At 67.8% G+C, this 521-nt stretch carries 1 protein-coding gene; it reads left to right on the top strand.

The window, feature by feature from the left end; all coding sequences use genetic code 11:
* The coding region (locus tag IZR01_RS49525; protein WP_194927925.1) for a Tellurium resistance at positions 1-519 on the top strand (519 nt) is incomplete at its 5' end.
* Positions 520-521 lie beyond the last annotated feature (2 nt).

The raw sequence follows: 521 nt of genomic DNA, 5'->3' as shown, positions 1-521 counted from the left end.
GGCCTGAAACTCTCCTCCCGCCGCCTGGAACCACCCCCGATCAGCCACGGCCGCCTCGTCGACCTGGACCTCGGCTGCCTCTACGAATTCGCAGCCGGCCAACGAGGAGTGGTCCAGGCCCTGGGCCACCGCCGCGGCGACTTCGAACGCCCGCCCTACATCCGCCTGGACCAGGACGACCGCAGCGGCAGCGCCATAGGCGAGAACCTGTTCATCAACCTCGACCACGCGGACGAACTGAGCCGGGTCCTCATCTTCGTCTTCGCCTACCAAGGCGCCTTCGACGGAGCCAACGCGAAGGTCACCCTCCACCCGGCCATCGGCAACCCACTGGAGATCAAGCTGGAGAACCCGATCCCGCAGGCGAAGTCCTGCGCCGTGGCACTGCTCCTGCGCCACGGCCCGGACCTGGTGATCCAGCGCGAGGTGCAGTTCACGACGGGGTTCCAGTCGGAACTGGACCGGATGTACGGGTGGGGGATGCGCTGGCAGGACGGGCAGCCTAAGGGGCTGGGGTGATG

Origin of the sequence: Catenulispora pinisilvae (assembly GCF_015356865.1) — a bacterium.
In the GTDB taxonomy this organism is placed as follows: domain Bacteria; phylum Actinomycetota; class Actinomycetes; order Streptomycetales; family Catenulisporaceae; genus Catenulispora; species Catenulispora pinisilvae.
The sequence above is the reverse complement of the archived record's forward strand: the minus strand, read 5'-3'. Positions and strand labels throughout refer to the sequence as shown.